The sequence below is a fragment of the Streptomyces sp. NBC_00207 genome, assembly GCF_045160965.1.
In the GTDB taxonomy this organism is placed as follows: Bacteria; Actinomycetota; Actinomycetes; order Streptomycetales; family Streptomycetaceae; genus Streptomyces.
The window spans coordinates 663,543-679,319 of record NZ_CP130715.1 but is presented as its reverse complement, the minus strand read 5'-3'; the positions used below and the strand labels follow the sequence as shown (position 1 = coordinate 679,319).

Here is a 15,777-nt window from a genome sequence, read left to right as displayed (position 1 = left end):
CCCGGCCCCGAGTGTCTGGGGCCGGGCCGGCGCACTCCGACGGGAGCTCGGGTCTCAGCGCAGGGTGAACGGGGCCACGTGGGTCGTGGTGTCCGCTCCGCTGATGGTGAATTCGAGGTTGTAGTTGCCGTTGGGCAGGTTCCGGGTGCTCACGGGGAGGCTGTAGGAGGAGAAGAGGGGGTTGTAGTTGAACCGGCCGGTGACGGGCCTGGTGACGGGCCCGGTGATGCGGCTGGCGGTGAGCGTGATGTTCGAGCTGGAGAGGTTGTTGCCGTTCGCGTCGCAGATCCGCAGGCTGATCACGACCTGGCCGAGCAGCCGCACCGGGCGGCTCGGGTCGTAGAGCAGGCAGATCCGGTACGCCACGTTGTAGGTGACGCTCTTGGTGGACGGGTTCGTGGCGTTGTCCGTGGCGTTGACCGTGAACGTGCGCTGGCCGAGCGTGGAGGTGTTGATCGGGCTGCCGTTGGGGACCGTGCCCACGCAGCTCGCCACCCCGGAGATGGCGTCCGTGCACGAGTAGGACGCGGTGACCGGCTGGCGATACAGGTACGTGCCGGCCGTCGGACGGACGATGGTGATCGTCGGCCCTGCAGTGTCGAGCCGCACGGTGATCGTCTGCGGTGCGGAGGTGTTGCCCGCGTTGTCGGTGGCGGTGTACGTCACGATGGTCAGGCCGTTCACCGTGATCGGGACGGCGGCACTCGCGCCGGAGACGACGGTGGATGCGATCGGCTGGGCGCCGCTCGCACTGTAGGTGATCTTCTGGACCCCTGAGGCGCAGGCCCCTTCCGAGGCGCTGATGTTGACGGTCGCCGGGCTGGTCGTGTTCCAGCCGGCGCCGTTCGGCGCGGGCGAGATGCTCGCGGAGACGGCCGGTGCGGTCGTGTCCGGGTCATAGGTGAACTTGTCGGCGGCGGTGATCGGGCTGGTGCCGTTGGGGGTGGTCACGGTGACGTCCACCGTGCCCCGTGCCTGCGGGGGCACCTGTGCGGTCAGCTCCTCCGGCCCGCTCACGTTCACGTTCGTGGCGGCCACCGAGCCGAAGCTGACGGTGGTGCCGCTCGTCGGGAATTCCGTGCCGCGGACAGTCACGGTGTTCACGCACTGGGAGAGTTCGGGCGCGTGGTTGGGGGTGACGCTGGTGACGGTGGGCGGGGACAGCGTGACGCGGTCCATGGCGGTGCCCCAGTCACCGCCGAAGATCCCGGTGTCGCCGGTGGCTCCGATCTGCTGGACCGTCCAGACGTCCTTGGGGTTGCTGGGGTCGCGCGCGGTGCCGGAGTAGTCGCCCCAGCGGCTGTCGCCGTTGCAGCGGCAGGCGTACGCCTGCGTGCCCGCGGCGTAGAAGTCGCCGAAGGTGGTGGACGGGAAGTTGCCGCCCGGCACTCCGATCGCGACGGCAGTGGCGAACATCGTGGACGAGGATGCGGTGAAGCCCGAGAACAGGTCGTCCTCGTCGTTGAGGGCCAACGAGCCGTAGTAGATGTCTCCGCCCACGAGGCCGAGATTGAGGTTGGTCGCCAGGCTCTGGCCACCACCGGTCGCGATCTGGACGTAGCGCTGGCAGGTGTGGACCGCCGTGTCGCCGAGGGGGGTGCAGCTGACGTTGAAGACGCCCCACAGGTGGTTGTTCTGCCACGCGACCGAGAGCATCCGGTCGTCGTTCGTCGCGATGGTGGCGTCGCCCCCGGGCGGCTGAGCCGCGCATCCCCTTACGCCGCCACACGTCTGTGGTGGGGGCGCGGCTCCGATGGCGATGGTGTTCAGGGTGCGGTTGACCGCACTGACGCCGGGCACGCCGGTGATCGTGGACACAATCACGTCGGTACCCGAGTGCTTCATCGAGAGCTGATCGTTGATCCCCGACAGCGAGGTGGCCGGGACGTTGTCATCCAGGCTGGTGTCCTGTGCGAAGGTCGTGAAGCTGATGGTGCCGCCGGCCAGCAGGTCCGCCTTGTTGACGACCACGTTCACCGCGCCCAGGAACACTTCGGGGTCGGGTGTGAGGTCGAAGTTGTTCCAGCTCAGGGTGACCTTGTCGTTGCTGTACCCGAGCAGCGGCCGGTCCTGCTGAACGTTGGAGCTGTTGCTTCCGATGTTGTACACGGTCCAGTGTCCGCGGGGGTCGGAGCTGTCGCTGACCGCGACGTCGACCTCATCGCCGTTCGACAGGATCCCCTCGTACGAGGCGAAGAACCGACCGGACCCCGCGTCGTAGTGCACCCGCGGATCCCCGCCCGTGTCCGCCGCGAATCCGAAGAAGGCACCCAGGTCGAAGGGCGCGCCCACCGCGCTGCCACCCTTGTCGTAGATCTGGCCGGAGCGGTTCACGACCTGGACGATGTAGGTGGGCCCCACCGCGAGATTGGTGTCGGAGGGAGTGATGGTGTCGATGTTCCCCAGCGTGGGGAATGTCTTCAGCCGCTCAACGACGGCCGAGGAAGGCACCGACTTCCGCGGCGTCGCGCCCTTCGGAGTCAGCGCCGTAGTGGTGACCGGCAGGCTCGGCTGTCGCATCGGTCCCACGGGCGCCCGCCGCTTCGGAGGGGCGAGGTAGCGCTGCACCTGCGGCTCGCCGGTGCGCTCCGGCCGCGGCAGCTTCCGCACGTCCACGCGCCGCTTCGGCGTGACCCGGGAGAGCTTCCCCTCGCCGTCGGCCTGCGACTGGCCGGCGGCGGCGGTGGGCGGGACGCCGGGACGCGGCTCGGCGGCCGCCCCGCCGGCCGGCGCGACCGCGGTGAGCGTGACGGCGAGCGCGAGCACCAGTGCGCGAGGCCAGCCGCGCGCCGCGCGGAGTGCTCTCCGGTTCACCTCGGGAAGCCGTTTCAACGACATGGGCTTCCCCCTTCAGCCTGGTTCGGAAGTCCGGTGCCGCCCGTGGATCGCCAACGGACGGTCTTTGCCCTGCAGTAGCCGGTGATCATGGGCCGGTGTTTAGTGGAAGAACCCCATGCCCCGCTTCCGTCTGCGGTTCGGCGTGCCGAGGTGTCCCCCGAACGGACCCATGAACCGACCACGTTGATTGATTGTGCAGTTTGGGGCACAAGTGTGCGGAGTACCGCGACCGCGCGGCCGCGGAGGGGCTGGGCCAGGCACTGGAGCTGCGCTCGGGATTCGCCCGGTGATCTGCGGCGGGCAAATGGGGCTCTGGATGCGGCAACTTGGTGAGGAGGAGAAGCCCCGCAGGAGGATTCCCGGTGGGGCTTGTGGAGCATCCGGCCCCGGCGTCTACGGTGTCGACGGACTGGCAGCGTCCGGTTCGTCTCCGCAGTCGTGGTAGACGTACTGATCGATGTCGAGCGATGCGCGGGCCGCACCCATCCAGGACATCAGATCGGCGCTGAGCGAAATGCCCTTCTGCTGGGGGTCGTCGAGGTCCCTGATCTCCTGGACGATCTCCAGGAAGACGGAGGCTTCCCCCGCGTCGGCGAGTCGTCCGAGGGCCGTGGCGAGATCCGTGCCCCACCCGAGGACCGCCGGCTCCAGATCCTCCGGCCTGCCCCGCCCTTCCGGCGCACCTGCACGCAGAATCCAGGTCGAGTGGGACTGCGGGGGCAACTGCGGGCGCCTGCGGCTACCGATCGAGGCCGACTCGTCGGGTTCCGCGCCCAGCCGCCTGGAGATCTCCTCCGGCTGCAAAGACTCGCTGACGACCCTCAAGTACATGCGGAACGCGCTCATGGCCGGTACCTGCCATTCGTCGGAACCAAGATCCGGCCGTCCTTGCTCACGAGAATGATCCGATTGCCGCCGTCGCGCATCGCGTCAGACAGCGAAACCGTCTCCGGGATGAAGTCGCACGAGGCGTTGTGTACGTGTGTACGAGAACTGGCGTCGTGCCGGCCGTTACATAGTACGTGTGGCGCTCATTGACGGTCAGATTGCAGGCCGGGGCGATCTTGCCCGGCACGTCGAGGGTGAGTCCGTCGTACGTCAGCTCGCGCTGGAGACGGTCTTGCCAGGCCGCGCGTGGTGAGCAGTTCGCAGACGACCGGGTCTTCGATGCCGGCTTCGTCCAGGACGAGGTTCTGCCTGGCGGGGGAGGGGGCCTCGGGTGCTCCGTCGCGGGAAGCGAGTGCGCTCCGCGTGACATGCGCGTGAACGTCCGGGCGCGTCCGGATCGATCAGGAATCGAGAAGCGCGGTTCACGGAGCCGCCTCTAGCCTGCTAGTCATGGACATCACCATTCACACGACCTCTCTTCCGTACGACGACCCGGACGCGTCGCTCGCCTTCTACCGCGACGTCCTCGGCTTCGAGGTCCGCAGCGATGTCGGGCAGGGCAAGATGCGCTGGATCACGGTCGGCCCGGCCGGTCAGCCGGGCACGTCGATCCTTCTGGCGCCGCCTGCCGCCGATCCCGGCATCACCGCGGACGAGCGCCGCACGATCACCGAGATGATGGCCAAGGGCACCTACGGCTGGATCCTGCTGGCCACCCCGGACCTCAACGCCACGTTCGAGAAGGGGCAGGCCGGTGACACCGAGGTCGTCCAGGAGCCGACCGAGCAGCCGTACGGCGTCCGCGACTGCGCGTTCCGCGACCCCGCGGGCAACCTGGTCCGCATTCAGGAGCTGCGCTGACCTGTGCGGGCCGACATTGCGAACCACCCATAAGGAACGCGGCGGCGCACCAGAGCGGAAGTGCCTGCCCTGCCAGTCGCCCGCCCGGGACGCGTCCGGGTCCTCCTTGAACCGGTCCTGAGCCCGGACTCCGTCCTGCCTCTGTATGGCAGTTGGCCGACCGGCGGTTGGTCGAGTCGGGCGGGCCGGTCCACACCACCGAGCGTCTGGGGTGCCCGCCGAGGCCGGCACCCCAGACGCTGGGGACGCCGAGGGAAATGGAAGAGAAAGACGAAGGGGAGGGCTCTCATGTGCAAGCCCGAATGGCGGCGCGCACGCGTCCAGGCGCAGCACCTGGCCGATCTTGCGCGGCTGCGCCGCGTCCGCGACCGGATCGACCGGGAATACGCGAAGCCGCTGAACGTGGAGGCGCTCGCCCACGATGTGAACATGTCCGCCGGGCACCTGAGCCGGCAGTTCCGGGCCGCCTACGGCGAGTCGCCGTACGCGTACCTGATGACGCGTCGCATCGAGCGGGCGACGGCGCTGCTGCGGCGGGGAGACCTCAGTGTCACCGAGGTCTGCTTCGCGGTCGGCTGCGCGTCGCTGGGCACGTTCACCACCCGCTTCACCGAGCTGGTCGGCATGCCGCCCGGGGCCTTCCGCCGCCAGGCGGCGGATGCGGCGGATGCGGCGGCCGACCCTGCCGATGCAGCGGATACGGTCCGCGGCGCGGGGCCGGCGATCAAGGTGGAGGGGATGCCGGCGTGCGTGGCGAAGCAAGTCTCAAGACCGGTCAGGAATCGAGAAGCCCCGGCCGCCGCACAGCCCCTAGCGTGATGGTCATGGCAACCACCACCTCCACCACAGCCCACACGTCCCTCGCGTCCGTCACCCTCGAGGTGGCCGACCCCGAGGCCGCCCGCCGCTTCTACAGCGCCTTCGGCGTGGACACGTACATACGCCTGCGGGCGTCCGAGGCGCACTCCACGGGATTCCGCGGCTTCACCCTGGCGCTCACGGTGTCCGGGCCGGCCACCGTCGACGGCTTCGTCGGCGCCGCCGTGGACGCCGGCGCCACGGTCCTGAAGCCCGCCGCGAAGTCGCTGTGGGGCTACGGCGGCGTCGTCCAGGCCCCGGACGGGACGATCTGGAAGATCGCGACCTCGGCGAAGAAGGACACCGGCCCCGCCACCCGCGAGATCGACGAGGTCGTCCTGCTGCTCGGCGTCGAGGACGTGAAGGCCACCAAGCAGTTCTACGTCGGCCGGGGCCTGACCGTGGCCAAGAGCTTCGGTGGCAAGTACGCCGAGTTCGCCCCCGGTCAGTCCAGCCCCGTCAAGCTGGCGCTGTACAAGCGCCGCGCCCTGGCCAAGGACCTCGGCGTCCCCGCCGACGGCACCGGCTCGCACCGCATCGCCCTCGGCAGCACCGCCGATGCCTTCACCGACCCGGACGGGTTCGCCTGGGAGGCTGCCGCGTCGCTCGCCCCCACGCTGTCCTGACTCCCGCCCCTGTCCTACCGATTGACCGTCGAACACGCGCCATGTGACAGCCGGGCCCTGGCCCGGATGTCCGGCACGCATACATCCACAGTGCAAGGAGTAAGACATGAAAGCGCACGTCAGCTCGATCCTCCTCGGTGTCCGGGACATGGACCGGGCCAAGCAGTTCTACACCGAGGGACTCGGTTGGAAGATCAAGAACGACTACGGCATCTCGGTGTTCTTCGACTCGGACGGCGCCTCGCCGGTCGGCTTCTACGGTCGCGAGGGTCTGGCCGACCAGGTGGGCACGGATGCGGAGGGCAGCGGCTTCAGCGGGCTGGTTCTGACCTACGTCGTCCGCAGTGAGGCACAGGTCGAGGAGATCATGGCGGAGGCCCAGAAGGCCGGTGCCACGATCCTCAAGCCCGCCGGTGCTCTGCCGTGGGGCGGGTACGGCGGCACCTTCGCCGACCCGGATGGCTATGTCTGGAGTCTCGGCTACAGCGCCGCGGGCACCGACCAGCCCTACGCGGAGTAGCCGCGATGAAGTTTTGGGCCCACGTCGAGCCGCCCGAGCCCATGCGGGGCCTGGAAGTTCCGCCCGAGGTGGTGGCGGCGCTCGGTGGGGGCGCGCGGCCGCCGGTGACGATCACGGTCAACGGGCATTCCTGGAAGAGCCGGGTCGCCATCATGCGGGGCCGCCACCTGCTCGGCCTCAGTAACGCCAACCGGCAGGGCGCGGGTGTCGCGATCGGCGAGGAGGTCGAGGTCGAGCTGGAGCTCGACACCGAGCCGCGCGTCGTCGCCGAGCCCCCGGACTTCGCCCGAGCCCTGGACGACGACCCGGTCGCCCGCGCCGCGTACGACAACCTTGCCCATGGCCGCAAGCGCGAGCATGTGCGCGCCATCGAGAGCGCGAAGAGGCCCGAGACGCGCCGACGGCGTATCGAGAAGGCCATCGCCACCCTGCGGGGCTGACCCCCGAAAGCAAGGACTCCGGCGGCACTGCAATCGCCGTACGGAGGCTTGCCCCTGCCCCATTCCTGCTGAAGGGACAAGTATGTCGAAGCGACTCATGACCGGTCTGTACTGGTTCCTGGCCTTTGAGTTCGCGCTGGGCGCCGTGACCAAGTACTGGCCGGGCGACACGATATTCAGCTCGGCGTACTCCGCGAAGTTCGTCGACTGGGGTTACCCGTCCTGGATGCGCTTCGTGGTCGGTGCCCTGGAAGGTGCAGCCGCCGTCCTGCTGGTGATTCCCCATAGGCGAACACGCTTCCTGGCTGCCACGACGCTGATGTTCGTGCTCACCGGAGCGGTCACCACCCACATCGTCAACCACGACCCGGCGGTGGAGAGCTGGGCCGCGCCGACCCACCTTCTCCTCATGGGCACCCTCGCACTGGCCAATTGGCCTGCCGACTGGCGAGACCTCTTGCGGGCTCCTACCGCGCAGACAGGGGCCTCGGGGAGGATCCGATCGGGTTTTGGCCGGTAGAAGGCCGGATGGGGTGTGGGCCAGGCAGGATCGACAGGCCCCGCCCGAGCGCGCCGTGCCCCGCCGTGCTTGGGCCCGGCGGCCTCCAGCTGGCTCAGCGAGCACTCCTGGACCGCCCACTGGGCCGGTGTCGGCTATGGCGCCGAGATCGGCTTGGCCCTCCGCTCGAACTTCTACCGAAGAGATGGACCAGCTCAGCGCATTCGCCCGCGAACTGGATGCCCAATCCGGGGGAGTACTGGGCTGGGCAGATTTTGTCGGCGTCCCCTACACGGGTTCCACGTCCGGTGGCCAGGGTCTGTCCGCCTGAGCCGCGCACATGTGGTTCGCGCGGTTCGGCTGCTCGGTGGCAGGGTGTGGTTATGGATCAAGCAGAGGTGTTGCTCATCGGAGGGCGCGCGGGCGTCGGCAAGACGACGGTGGGGTGGGAGGTCTCGGCGCGTCTGCGCGCCGCGACGGTTGCTCACTGCGTCATCGAAGGTGACTTCATGGGGCAGGCTCATCCTGCTCCGGAGGGGGACCCCCGCCGCAGGAAGATCGCCGAGCGCAATCTGACGGCGCTCTGGTCGAACTACGCCGAGCTCGGGTACCGCCGATTGATCTACACGCACACGGTGAGCGTTCTGGGGGAGAACGAGGGCATGTTCCAGCGCGCCATGGGTGCGCGCGTCAGGATCGTACGGGTGGTGCTCACCGCCTCCGATGCCACCGTCCGTGAGCGGTTGACCGGTCGGGAGCTGGGCTCGGAGCTGGAGCACGAGCTGGAGAGCAGCGCCCGTAAGGCACGGATTCTGGATGAGCAGACGCCCCTGGACACGGTGCGAGTGGCGACCGACGGACGTTCCGTGGTCGACATAGCGCGCGAAGTGGTGGGCGCCACCAGCTGGCTGCCCCGCATTTCGGGTTAGATGCTTCGGCTCTCAGTGCCGGGTTCGGAGGCCGAAAGCGGGCGGCCGCCGGCGGCCGGTGCGTCGCCCGCCTGGCCCGCGGTGACGTGGGGGGCCAAGGGGCGAGCGTGGCTTTCGCTGACAAGGTGGATCTTCGTGCCCAGGTCGCCTCGGGTGTGCCCGAAGCCCGTGATCGTCGGGTTCGGCACGGCCTGGCGCCCGCGGTAGCGCAGCAGCGGAGAAGGTCAGGTTCTGGCGCTACGGGCGATGCGGTACAGCACGTTCGAACGCAGCGGCCCTTCGGGCGCCGTGGGGTCGTCGAAGTCGTCGGCCGGGTTCCGCGTCATTCCGATTCGGCGCATCACCGCCTGTGAACGGACGTTGGTGGCGGTTGTCACGGCAAGGATCTCGGGAAGTTCAAGCGTGTCGAAGCCGTGGGCCAGGACGGTCAGCGCAGCCTCGGAAGCGTAGCCCTTGCCCCAGGCCGAGCGGGCGAGCCGCCAGCCGATCTCCACCCCTGTGAACGGCAAGCCGTCATCGACCTGATCCAAGCCGGCGAAGCCGATGAACTCACCAGTGGCCTGCACCTCGACCGCCCACCACCCGTAGCCTCGCTGGTCGAACGCGGCCTGGAAACGTGCCACGGAGGCATCGCTCTGTTCGCGGGTAAGCAGGTCGCCCAAATGCTCCCGAACCTCAGGATCGGCATTCATCGCCGCCCAAGGTGCAAGGTCGGAGTCGCGCCATGGACGGACGGTGAGGCGATCGGTACGCAGTTCAGCCATGCCGCCCAGCCAACTCGAGCTCTGGCCTTGAGGCAAACCTTTTTCTTTGCCTCACCGCGACGCCTCCGAGGTGCCGAGGAACATCCTTCCGCCCCAGGGCGCGCGGCGACCCTCCCGTGGGGAGCCGGGAGGGCGACGGGCCCGGGATGGTCCGGAGCCACACCATAAGCGCGGGGCCGGACAGGCCGATAGGCATGTGACAGGGGAGATTCCGGATGCCCGCGGCTCGTTTGCGGCGGCCGCCGCTCCGCTCCCCATCAGTGCCGGTACCGCGTCCTGGATGAGCCCCGGCGGGACGGGTACCGCGTCACCCCGCTCGGCCTCGGGGCTGACCACCCCGCGGGGTTGGGGACCGGGGACCCGGGCCGGGGGCGGGAGTCGGGCCGGGTCGGCCAGGGACAGTGTGGGCCGGGCGGCCAGCCGGTGGCCGGCCGGCACGGCGACCGGCTGCGTTGCGGAGCGTGGTGGTCGCCTGACGGGCTCCGCACGTTCAGACGGACCGCCCGGCTGACGCCGCCGCACACGGCAAGCGCCGGCCGCAGCTCCCTGCTCCGCGGACTCGACTCGCTGGTGTCCGTGCCTCAAGCGTGGACACGCTGTCCCTCCCGTGCGGGAGGCTCCCCGGCGCCACGCCAGACGGCCTTGGACCCGCTGCTTCCGGACTCCACTCCACTCCGGGCCGCGGCCGACGGCGGCCCGCTTCCCGGATCCGGCTACAGCTTGAGCTGGAAGTACGCCGTACCGCGCTCGCGCCGGTAGCCGAGGGACTCGTTCACCGTTCGCATGGGGGTGTTCTCGTCCGCCACCGTGGTGGCGATGCGGCGCAGCGCCGGGTAGCGCTCGGCGGCCTGCGCCGCCATGTGCAGCTTCACGGCGCGGCCGAGGCCGTGGCCGCGGTGGCGGGGGGTGACCACCGTGTCGTACTGGAACGCGCGCGTGCCGGCGGGGTCCGGGAGGACCAGTTCCGTGTAGGCCCCCACCTCGCCCTCGGGGGTCACCGCCGCGACCGTGGTCAGCTCTCCGCCCCGGTCCAGGATCAGCTGCTGCACGGAGTGCAGCCGGGGCGCGGTCCAGGGTTCGAGCTGTATGTCCATGTCCCCGCTCGGCGCATCCTCCATCGCCCCGTGGGCCGCTGCGGCGGCCGGGGCCCAGACATCGGGCACCAGGCCGTGCCAGGTGAGGATCTCGTAGCCGGGCGTGGCCGGGACGGGCGCGGGCCGGTCGGGGAGCTCCTGTTCGTACCAGGCCATCGGCAGTACGTTCACGAACCCGAGCGACTCGGCGAACGCCTGCCCGGGACCGCCGAGGTCGACCATCGCTTCGACGGAGGTCCGGCCGTCCGCGACCAGTTCCTCGCGAACCCGCTCCCACAAGGCGGTTCCCACGCCTTGGCGCCGCGCCTGCGGAGGTACCGCCAGCACGTCCACGAAGGCGGTGTGGCGGTTGGCCTCGTCCGAGAACAGGACCAGAGCGGCCACGCCCGCGCCCTCTTCCGCCGCCCAGAGCACGGCCCGGCCGCGCGCCGACGGCACGCGCAGCCGGCCGGCGATCTCCCTCCGGGAGGGGGCGGGCAGCTGCGGCAGATCGGAGGCCGCGGCGGAGGCCAGGACCGTCAGCCAGGAGTCGATATCGGTCTCGGACGGCGGCAGCGTGAGCATGTTGATCTTCATGTTGCCGACCTTAGGCCGTGCCGGACCTGACGCTCAGGCGTTTTCGGCAGTGGCCGTCGGTCGGCAGGGCCCGTACGTCCTGATGGCGGGAGACCTGCCACACCGTGGGCCGGCCCTACTCGCCGTCGAGGGTGCCGTCGTCGTCCTGAAGCCTCCGCCACAGACCGGTGCGGTGCAGCATGTAGAGCGCGATGGCCAGGAACGCCACCTGCAGCCCCACGGCGAGCAGCCAGAACACGGCTCTGCTCTCCAGCTCGTCCGTCAGGTAGGCGAAATTCATGCCGAAGAACCCCGTCAGGAAGGTCAGCGGCAGGAAGATCGTCGACACGATCGCCAGGCGATTGATCACGCCGTTCTGGTCGGCGGACACCAGGGAGGAGTAGCTGCCGAAGGCGCGCCGGGCGGCTTCCTGGAGCGACTCGATGTCCGTGAGCACCATCCTCGAAGTGCGCTGGTACTCACGAACCAGCCGCAGGCGCTCCTCCGGGAAGCTTTCGCTCATCATCCGGCGCGTGACCGTCTCCTCCATCACCCGCTCGTAGGGGAGGAGCGTGTGGTGCAGGAGGGCCGCCATACGTCGCAGACGCGCCAGGCGATAGACCTGCTCGGGCTGTCGTCGGCGGAACATCTCGTCTTCCAGGTCCTCCACGTCCAGCAGGGCTTGGACGGCAGACTCGCGATAGGTCTCCAGAGCCTCGTCCAGCAGGAGGAACAGCATGGCCACGGCATTCTGCGGACGTTCGTGCGGGAAGCGAGCGGTGAGACCTGCCACCAGGCGGGCCGCCCCCCGGTGCACCGTGACGAGGTACCTCTCGGTCACCACGACATGGATGTGAATGACCTGGCCCGCCTCGATGGCGGGTACGACGAAGGCTGCGCTGCCCCCGAGGAACTCGGCCCGGGCGGACTCGCCCTCCCGGCCGAGCCACGCCAGGTCCGCGACCTCCAGGCCCAACAGGTGCGCGAGCGGCCGCCCGGTGGGCTGGTTCTTCCTGTTCAGTTCCACGTCCACGAGCAGGAAAGGGGACGTCGCGAGGCGCTCCCGTGCCTCGGACACGTGGGCACGCGTCATGGTGCCGTCCGGCATGGACATCACCGATACGATCATTGCCCCTCGCCCTATGCCATCAGATGCGTTGCCCCCAGCCTGTACGTGCCACGGCGGGGCGCAATCCCGGTGACGCGTTCGCCCGGCAATGCACCTCGAACAGGTGAGGTCCCCGGCCTGCAGGGCGTCGTGCCGGCCGCTCGGCCCGGGCCGCGCCTGTGAGGGACACGGGAACGACCCGGGCCAGGGCTGCTCAGTGACGGGTGGTCGCCCGGGGCTCTGCGCCGTCGATCCGTGACCACACCCAGGCACCTGCTGCCGTCACGGCCGCGGTCAGGAGGAGTTCGGCCCAGTAGGGCGGGCCGGCCAGGGTGCGTACGAGGACCAGGACGAGCACGGACAGGGCCGTGGTGGCGGCCTTGGCCACCCACTGGAGCGCGGTGCTCATACGAGCCCGCTCAGGCAGCCGGCGACCCCGCCGGCCACCACGTTGGTGGCGATCTTCTTCGCGGCGTCCTTGTTGACGCGTCCCACGACCAGGGCGGCGGCCCCGCCGATGCCGGCCTTGAGGAGGCAGTCCTTGGCCCGCTGGGTCATCGGGCGGCCGGCCAGCAGCCGCTCGCAGGCCGCGACGTCCTTCTTCTTGCCCAGATAGCAGTTCTTGACGTTGTTCTCCTGGATCACGTCGACCGCGTGGGCGGTGGGTGCCGCTGACAGGAAGGCTGCCGTGGCCATGACCAGGGCGAGACTTCTGTGTTTGGTGCGCAAGGTGTTTCCCGTGGTGCTTGTTGCCGTCCCGCGCAGGGGCATTCCGGATTTTGCGGATGCGGATGCGCGTGGACGGACGGGTCGGATGGTGCTCGGTCGACGGGCTGCCGGCGTGGCCCGCGACGTCACGATCTTCGGTCCGGCCCGGGTGCCGACGGCACCCGTCGACCGGCTGGTCCGGCCCCGCCACGTCGCGGGTTGCGGACCCGCCGCCCGGCCGGACGGCACCCCGGCGGGGCGTGTTCGCGTTCTCCCGCGGGGTGCAGGTCTTCGGGTTCAGGAGTCGCGGGCGAGTCCGCACCCGTGGGCCGGCCGTGGCCCGCCCACGAGCCGCCCGTCCCGCCGCGTGGCCGCGCCTCCGGTGGCGCTAGGGTGGCAGCGCCTTCCTCGGTTCTGACCTGCGGAAAGGCTGGACCGGTGCGGAACGACAGGTGGGAGACCGGTGCGGTGATCCGGGTGATGGTGGTCGACGACGAGGCTCTCGTCCGGTCCGGGTTCACGATGATCCTCAACGCCGCGGTGGACATCGAGGTGGTGGCGGCCACCGGCGGTGGGCAGGCGCTGGCGACCGTGGCCCGGCACGCGCCCGACCTGGTGCTGCTCGACATACGGATGCCCGACGTCGACGGGCTGACCATCCTGGCGCGGCTGATGGAGCTGGACGATCCGCCGCTGGTCGCCATGCTCACCACCTTCGACTCCGACGAGTACATCGCCACCGCACTGCGCTCGGGGGCTTCCGGCTTCCTGGTCAAGGACACCGACCCGGACGAGCTCGCGCGGCTGGTGAGGTCACTGGCGGCGGGTGCGGTGGTTCTCGCTCCGCAGGTCACCGCCACCGTGATCAGCGGCTACCTCCACCACCACGGCGAGCAGAGCGCCGCCACCCGCGCGGTCTCCCTGCTCAGCGCACGCGAGCGCGACGTCCTCGTGCTGCTGTCACAGGGGTTGTCCAACGCCGACATCGGGTGTCGTCTGCATCTGAGCATCGGCACCGTCAAGGACTACGTGAGCGCCGTGCTGGCCAAGCTGGACGTCAGCAACCGGGTCCAGGCCGCCCTGTGGGCGCAGCGCGCCGGCCTGCTGGACGGGGCACGCACGTGACGGGCCGTACGGCGTCGGACGGAGCCGGACGCGTGCACCGTGCCGGCCGCACCCTGGAGCCTCGCGTGGTCGACGCAGGGTTGGCGGCTGCCGCGCTGGCCGATGCGTGGGCCTTCTCCGAGGTCGGAACCGGAGCCGGAGCCGGAGCCGGCGCGTGGGCAGCGGCTGCTCCCGGCGCCGTCGCCGCTCTGGCCCTGCTGGCACGACGCCGGTGGCCGGTCGCGGTGTTCGTCTTCACACTGCTCGCCATCCAGCTCGGCCACAACGTCCTCGCCGCGCTGGCCGCCCTGTTCTCCCTGGCCGAACAGCAACGCACCCGCCGGGTCCTGGCCGGGTGCGCACTGGCGTACGGGATCTGCGCCAACCTGCCGGACCTCGACGACTACAGGGGCGGCCATCTGTCCGAGTTCGCCGTCGCCATCGGCTACTCGCTCACCGCCGCAGGCGTGGCGGTGGTCCTCGGCCGGCTCGTACTGACCCGCCGCGAACTCGCCCGGCACATGGCGGAACTGCGCGCGGCACAGGAGCATCAGCGCGAGCTCCACGCCCAGACGGTCCTCGCCCGCGAGCGCGCCCATCTGGCCCGGGAGATGCACGACGTGGTCTCCCACCAGGTCAGCCTCATCGCCGTACGAGCCGGTGCCCTGCAGGTGTCCGCGGACAGTACGGACACCAAGGAGGCCGCCCGCACCATCCGCACCCTGAGCGCGGCCACGCTCGACGAGCTGCGCCACATGGTCGCCGTGCTGCGGGCCTCGGGCAGCCGCGATGCAGGACTCGACACGCAGCCCGCCCTGCTCCTCCTCGACAGCCTGATCGCGGACAGCGGCCTGGACGTGATTCTGACAGGCGAGGTCCCTCGTGACGCGAGCCGCGCAGTGGAGCGCGCCGCCTACCGGACCGTGCAGGAAGCCCTGACCAACGTGCGCAAGCACGCTCCCGGTTCGACCGTCGTGGTCGACTTCCGCCGGTCCGGGCCCGCCCTCGACGTGACGGTCACCAACACCACGGCCCGGCATCCCGCTCTGGGGCTGCCCAGCGCGCGGCACGGACTGCTCGGCCTGCGAGAACGAGCCGAGCACCTGGGCGGCGCCCTCTCCCACGGGCCCACCCCGGACGGCGGCTACCGCCTCCACCTGCAGCTCCCGCAGTGCGGAGCGAGCACGCAGCCGATGGCCGACGGGACCCGGCGCAGCCCCGAGTGACCCCCCGGCGCCCCGCCCGTTGCCCCACGGTTGAGGAGCTCAAGGCCACGGCGGCTTCGCCCACTTCGACGGGCAGCCGCTCCTTCACGACCCCTGGCGGACGCGTCCGGAGAGCCAGGGCGTGAGCGAGGCGCCCAGGATGCGCTCCTTGTAGGTCTCGTCGCCGGAAAGGGGGACGTAGAGCCGGTAGCCGGGCGGGAAGAACCGTCCTTTCACGAAGGCCAGTCCGCTGTAGACCGACATCAGGAACGGCGGGACGGAGTTCCGGGGGATGTCGTGGAACTCCACCCCGTCCACGGTGATCGTCGCGTCGTCGTCGGGGAAGATCCGCACGCTGACCGCCGGGCTGCCGCCCAGTTCCACGAATGCTTCGTGGGGCAGCGATCCGTCGGGATCGACGACCGCGAACAGCGGTGCGGAGGTCCTCCGCGACGTCTGGTCGGCGCCGATGTCGTCGGTGACTGCCATGGACAGCCGGTACTCGGCCGCGATCGCCCGTATCGCGGCGACGGCCGACTCGGTGGTCGGCAGGGAGGGGTGCGTCATGATCCAGATGATGCCGCACCGGAGCCGTACGGCCGGCTTCCGGCCCTCGGCTTCGTACGCGGTGGTCGCTGCGGACGGGAGGGAAGGGCGGACGGCGGTCACCGTTCTGCGGGACCGCGGTCTGAGGCGGTTCAGACGGTCACCCGTTCGGGTGCGGCAGGCACGGCAGGCGCGGCAGTTGCGGCCGGTGCCTCGGGCTTCGGCACGCCGGTC

The 15,777-nt window shown here is 70.1% G+C and carries 17 protein-coding genes; 9 read left to right on the top strand and 8 right to left on the bottom strand.

The genetic code is table 11. From position 1 onward, the window contains the following. Window positions 1-54 precede the first annotated feature (54 nt). A complete protein-coding gene (locus OG472_RS03555) occupies window positions 55-2,838 on the bottom strand; it encodes an IPT/TIG domain-containing protein (RefSeq protein WP_405827670.1) in 2,784 nt (927 codons plus the stop codon). Between the two features lie 393 nt (window positions 2,839-3,231). Further along, window positions 3,232-3,684, bottom strand: a complete 453-nt coding sequence (locus tag OG472_RS03550) for a DUF4279 domain-containing protein (protein ID WP_405827669.1) — start codon at window positions 3,682-3,684, stop codon at window positions 3,232-3,234. 492 nt (window positions 3,685-4,176) lie between these two features. On the opposite strand from OG472_RS03550, the gene OG472_RS03545 reads away from it, so the two are divergent. The 7 genes from OG472_RS03545 (at window position 4,177) to OG472_RS03515 (ending at window position 8,459) form a co-directional block, all read left to right on the top strand. Beyond that, window positions 4,177-4,587, top strand: a complete 411-nt coding sequence (locus OG472_RS03545) for a VOC family protein (protein WP_405827667.1) — start codon at window positions 4,177-4,179, stop codon at window positions 4,585-4,587. Window positions 4,588-4,875: 288 nt separating this feature from the next. Beyond that, window positions 4,876-5,406 (top strand): helix-turn-helix transcriptional regulator, encoded by a 531-nt coding sequence (locus tag OG472_RS03540; RefSeq protein ID WP_405940863.1) that lies wholly within the window; start codon window positions 4,876-4,878, stop codon window positions 5,404-5,406. Beyond that, entirely contained in the window at window positions 5,406-6,071 is a 666-nt protein-coding gene (locus OG472_RS03535) for a glyoxalase (RefSeq protein ID WP_401602584.1), read from the top strand. Before OG472_RS03540 ends, OG472_RS03535 begins: the two co-directional genes overlap by 1 nt. 106 nt (window positions 6,072-6,177) lie before the next feature. After that, window positions 6,178-6,591: a VOC family protein gene (locus OG472_RS03530; RefSeq protein ID WP_405827664.1), complete on the top strand. Its 414-nt coding sequence runs from the start codon at window positions 6,178-6,180 to the stop codon at window positions 6,589-6,591. A 5-nt stretch (window positions 6,592-6,596) separates the two neighbouring features. Continuing rightward, window positions 6,597-7,031: a YdeI/OmpD-associated family protein gene (locus OG472_RS03525; RefSeq protein WP_401602580.1), complete on the top strand. Its 435-nt coding sequence runs from the start codon at window positions 6,597-6,599 to the stop codon at window positions 7,029-7,031. Window positions 7,032-7,113: 82 nt separating this feature from the next. After that, entirely contained in the window at window positions 7,114-7,551 is a 438-nt protein-coding gene (locus OG472_RS03520) for a DoxX family protein (protein WP_401602578.1), read from the top strand. 362 nt (window positions 7,552-7,913) lie between these two features. Further along, a complete protein-coding gene (locus tag OG472_RS03515) occupies window positions 7,914-8,459 on the top strand; it encodes an AAA family ATPase (RefSeq protein WP_405827656.1) in 546 nt (181 codons plus the stop codon). A 224-nt stretch (window positions 8,460-8,683) separates the two neighbouring features. Here OG472_RS03515 and OG472_RS03510 read toward each other — a convergent pair whose 3' ends face one another. From OG472_RS03510 to OG472_RS03490, 5 genes are all read right to left on the bottom strand, one after another. Next, entirely contained in the window at window positions 8,684-9,223 is a 540-nt protein-coding gene (locus OG472_RS03510) for a GNAT family N-acetyltransferase (protein WP_405940862.1), read from the bottom strand. 713 nt (window positions 9,224-9,936) lie between these two features. Continuing rightward, entirely contained in the window at window positions 9,937-10,893 is a 957-nt protein-coding gene (locus OG472_RS03505) for a GNAT family N-acetyltransferase (RefSeq protein WP_401602569.1), read from the bottom strand. Between the two features lie 115 nt (window positions 10,894-11,008). Further along, window positions 11,009-12,001, bottom strand: coding sequence for a CorA family divalent cation transporter (locus OG472_RS03500; protein WP_405827653.1), 993 nt, complete (start codon window positions 11,999-12,001; stop codon window positions 11,009-11,011). 193 nt (window positions 12,002-12,194) lie between these two features. Continuing rightward, a complete protein-coding gene (locus OG472_RS03495; RefSeq protein WP_401602565.1) occupies window positions 12,195-12,389 on the bottom strand; it encodes a hypothetical protein in 195 nt (64 codons plus the stop codon). Further along, a complete protein-coding gene (locus OG472_RS03490) occupies window positions 12,386-12,709 on the bottom strand; it encodes a hypothetical protein (protein ID WP_401602563.1) in 324 nt (107 codons plus the stop codon). The genes OG472_RS03495 and OG472_RS03490 overlap by 4 nt, the downstream gene beginning before the upstream one ends. A gap of 447 nt (window positions 12,710-13,156) precedes the next feature. On the opposite strand from OG472_RS03490, the gene OG472_RS03485 reads away from it, so the two are divergent. Beyond that, window positions 13,157-13,813, top strand: a complete 657-nt coding sequence (locus OG472_RS03485) for a response regulator (RefSeq protein WP_405943136.1) — start codon at window positions 13,157-13,159, stop codon at window positions 13,811-13,813. Window positions 13,814-13,878: 65 nt separating this feature from the next. After that, complete coding sequence (locus tag OG472_RS03480; protein WP_405940861.1) at window positions 13,879-15,018, top strand: sensor histidine kinase; 1,140 nt, start codon at window positions 13,879-13,881, stop codon at window positions 15,016-15,018. An 84-nt stretch (window positions 15,019-15,102) separates the two neighbouring features. Here the strand turns inward: OG472_RS03480 and OG472_RS03475 are convergent, their stop codons facing one another. Continuing rightward, on the bottom strand, window positions 15,103-15,564 hold the full coding sequence (locus OG472_RS03475; RefSeq protein ID WP_401602559.1) for a hypothetical protein: 462 nt from the start codon (window positions 15,562-15,564) through the stop codon (window positions 15,103-15,105). Window positions 15,565-15,777: the final 213 nt, after the last annotated feature.

Coding starts and splice junctions, on each gene's coding strand:
- OG472_RS03555 (WP_405827670.1), bottom strand. CDS start 2,838: ATGTCGTTGAAACGGCTTCCCGAGGTGAACCGGAGAGCACTCCGCGCG.
- OG472_RS03550 (WP_405827669.1), bottom strand. CDS start 3,684: ATGAGCGCGTTCCGCATGTACTTGAGGGTCGTCAGCGAGTCTTTGCAG.
- OG472_RS03545 (WP_405827667.1), top strand. CDS start 4,177: ATGGACATCACCATTCACACGACCTCTCTTCCGTACGACGACCCGGAC.
- OG472_RS03540 (WP_405940863.1), top strand. CDS start 4,876: ATGTGCAAGCCCGAATGGCGGCGCGCACGCGTCCAGGCGCAGCACCTG.
- OG472_RS03535 (WP_401602584.1), top strand. CDS start 5,406: ATGGTCATGGCAACCACCACCTCCACCACAGCCCACACGTCCCTCGCG.
- OG472_RS03530 (WP_405827664.1), top strand. CDS start 6,178: ATGAAAGCGCACGTCAGCTCGATCCTCCTCGGTGTCCGGGACATGGAC.
- OG472_RS03525 (WP_401602580.1), top strand. CDS start 6,597: ATGAAGTTTTGGGCCCACGTCGAGCCGCCCGAGCCCATGCGGGGCCTG.
- OG472_RS03520 (WP_401602578.1), top strand. CDS start 7,114: ATGTCGAAGCGACTCATGACCGGTCTGTACTGGTTCCTGGCCTTTGAG.
- OG472_RS03515 (WP_405827656.1), top strand. CDS start 7,914: ATGGATCAAGCAGAGGTGTTGCTCATCGGAGGGCGCGCGGGCGTCGGC.
- OG472_RS03510 (WP_405940862.1), bottom strand. CDS start 9,223: ATGGCTGAACTGCGTACCGATCGCCTCACCGTCCGTCCATGGCGCGAC.
- OG472_RS03505 (WP_401602569.1), bottom strand. CDS start 10,893: ATGAAGATCAACATGCTCACGCTGCCGCCGTCCGAGACCGATATCGAC.
- OG472_RS03500 (WP_405827653.1), bottom strand. CDS start 12,001: ATGATCGTATCGGTGATGTCCATGCCGGACGGCACCATGACGCGTGCC.
- OG472_RS03495 (WP_401602565.1), bottom strand. CDS start 12,389: ATGAGCACCGCGCTCCAGTGGGTGGCCAAGGCCGCCACCACGGCCCTG.
- OG472_RS03475 (WP_401602559.1), bottom strand. CDS start 15,564: ATGACGCACCCCTCCCTGCCGACCACCGAGTCGGCCGTCGCCGCGATA.